Here is a 1720-nt window from a genome sequence, read left to right as displayed (position 1 = left end):
CATCCTTCGCCAAAAAGAAATTTCACGTCAAAGCTTTTGATTGCAGCGCCCAAATTGGATTGCCTTAGCATCTTGATGATCGCCATCGCCACTCCCCCCAAGCCGACACACCTGCCGCTTGAGGCTGCCGCCTCCAAGGCAGTTTTACGTGCACGGCTGCAAAAGTCGCGCTCGGCGTCAAAGTCGAGAGGCTCAAGGGGTCCGCTTAATCTTCCTTCAAAGGTCCGCTCAAAGGCGCTTGCCATCAAAGACCCCCCACTTCCGACGAGAAACAGCCTGTCAGATACTTTTGGCTCGTTGCTTTTTAAGAACTTCTTGTCATCGAAATACCCGACGGCACATACAACGGGCGATGGCAATATGGCGCCCTGGGGCGACTCGTTATAAAGGCTCACGTTTCCTGAGACTATGGGGCAGTCAAGCTCCTGACAAGCTAACGCCATTCCCCTTATGACCTCAGACATGGTCCAGAAGTTTTCCGGAACCTCCGGGGACGGAAAGTTGAGGCAATCGGTCATGCCCAAAGGATACGCCTCGGCGACGGCCAATTCTCTTACTGCCTTGGCCACGGTCTCCATGCCCCCGATCATCGGATCAATCGCGCATCTCCAAGGATCGCTTGCCGCAGATAAGGCTATGAGCCTGTCGATCTCCTTGACGTAGAGGATTGCCACGGAGTTTCCCGGTCCAAGCGTGGTCCTTGTTTGAACCATGTGATCATATTGCTCGTATATCCAGGATTTGTCCTCAAACTGAGGAAGCTCGGATAAGGCCTTTGCAACCGACATGGGGTCCTTGCCGTCTATGTTGGTTTGAGGTTTTGTGGGGTAGTGTATGACCCTTTGGGCAGGCTCCCTTTTTGGCCAGTCTATCGTGGGACCCGAAGCGAGCATGGAAGCCGGAACGTCTGCTGCCACCTGGCCCTTGAAGTACAAAACGAACCTGTCCTGCTCGATGAGCCTTCCTATGTTGGCGCACTCAAGCCCCCATTTGTCGGCTATCTTTTTGACGTCGCCGTAGTGTCGTTCTTCTATGACCAAAAGCATCCTTTCCTGGGATTCGGACAAGGCGATCTCAAAGGGGTTCATGCCCTCTTCCCTCAGGGGCACATTGTCAAGGTAAATTTCTGCGCCGGCTTTTGCCTTGGCAGCCAGCTCGACGGCAGAGGACGTTATGCCGGCGGCGCCCATGTCCTGCATGCTCACTATAAATCCTTTGTCCAAAATTTCGAGGCAGCACTCTATGAGCAACTTTTCGGCGAAGGGATCTCCCATTTGGACCTGTGGCTTGCTTTTCTTGACGGCTTCATCTAGCTCTGCGGACGCAAAGGCAGCGCCTGCGATCCCGTCGCGGCCGGTCTTTGAGCCAAGAAGTACCAGCACATGTCCTGGCTTGGAAGTATCTGACTTCACGACCCCGTCTAACCTTACAAGTCCTGCGCACATCGCGTTTACCAGTGGATTTCCCGTGTAGCAGGGGTCGTAGTAAGCAAAGCCTCCGACGGTGGGTACGCCTACGCAGTTGCCGTAGCTTCCGACGCCCTTTATTATCCCTTCTCTAAGGTAATTCGATCTTCTGTCGTCCGGAGGCCCAAAAAAGAGGCAATCCATCGAGGCGATGGGCCTGGCTCCCATGGCAATTACGTCCCTTATTATCCCTCCTACGCCTGTTGCGGCGCCCTGGACGGGCTCGACGGCGGAGGGGTGATTGTGGCTTTCCA

Annotated in this window: 1 protein-coding gene; it reads right to left on the bottom strand. The window is 54.5% G+C overall.

Annotated features, from left to right (window positions below; all coding sequences use genetic code 11):
• A partial coding sequence (gene purL / locus Q7P41_RS04625) for a phosphoribosylformylglycinamidine synthase subunit PurL (protein WP_303882516.1) occupies nucleotides 1–1720 on the bottom strand: 1720 nt, incomplete at both ends.

It is taken from the genome of Acetomicrobium mobile (assembly GCF_937920065.1).
Note: the sequence above shows the minus strand (reverse complement) of the source record. Positions and strands in the feature narration are given on the sequence as shown.